This window comes from Streptomyces sp. WAC 04229 (assembly GCF_003947455.1).
In the GTDB taxonomy this organism is placed as follows: Bacteria; Actinomycetota; Actinomycetes; order Streptomycetales; family Streptomycetaceae; genus Streptomyces.
Genome location: NZ_QHJH01000404.1, coordinates 1 through 1,079, shown reverse-complemented (window position 1 = coordinate 1,079; position 1,079 = coordinate 1). Strand labels below are relative to the sequence as shown.

Annotated in this window: 1 pseudogene; it reads right to left on the bottom strand. The window is 78.6% G+C overall.

The features are described from left to right. Positions 1-1,079: pseudogene (locus DMH12_RS38540) on the bottom strand (hypothetical protein); the annotation flags it as partial.

Sequence of the window (1,079 nt, the reverse complement as noted above, 5' to 3'; positions counted from 1 at the left end):
GTGGGATGGCTCACGGCCAGCAGCGTGGCTCGGGGGAGGGGGCCGGGGGTGAGCCGGGCGACGACGCGCAGCCGGGCGCCCGGCACGGAGGCGAGGAGGCGCAGGTTCTCGCGGTGGGGCAGCGTCGGATGGTCGTGGGCGGCGGCGAGCCGGAGCCGGAGTCCGCCGCAGTCCGCGACCAGGCACTCACCCGCCGCCTCGCGGACGGTGCCGACGAGCGTGACGTCGAGGAAGAGCAGGTCACGATCTTCCCGCGCCTCCCCTCCGTCCCGGTCGTCCCCCAGGGCGCGGGAGATCTGCTCCGACACCGGTACCGCCCACAGGCGGTCCAGGGGTTCGGCGCTCCAGCCGACGCCGGACGCGCGCACGGCCCGTACGCCCGTGCCCGCGCCGAGGCGGCCCGTCGGGGAGACGGTCGCCCCGGACACGGCGAGTCCCGCGCGGGAGAGTTCACGGTGCGTCAGTGCCGTGTCGCCGAGGCGCACGGCTCGGTCCGCCGCACCCGTGGCCCGCTCGGCGCCCCCCGGCGCCACGTCCGAGACCGTGTAGAGGCGGCCCGCAGCGTCGGCGGTCCAGGTGACCGCGCCCGCGTATCCGGTCGCCGAGAGGACCGGCTCGGCGAAGACCCCGTACAGGCGCAGGGAGCCGTCCGGGCTGTAGGGCTGCCGTACGCTGCCGCGCAGTCCGGCGAGTTCGGGACCGGTGGCGTCGGGGAGGCGGTGCGCCAGCACCAGGACGTCGCGCAGGGCCGCCGTGAGATCGGTGACCCGGTAGTCGGGGTCGCCGGCGCGCGCCGCCCGCAACGCCGTGACCACGGCGACGGCCCGGCCCGCGGCCCTGGGCAGCCCGGAGAGCCGCGCGGTGTGCGCCGCCCGCAGCAACTCCGCCTGGAGCACGGCGCCGGCTCCGTCGGTACCGGCCTCGAGCACCGCGGCGGCCGCCCTGCACGACGCGGCCGCGGGGTCGGCGACCGGGGCCGCGGAGGCAACGGAGGCCCGGTGCAGGCAGTCCGGCGCGCGCCGGCACCCGCAGCGGATCCCCTCGGCACCCGGCACCACCCCCTCGGGGGCGTGCCGTTC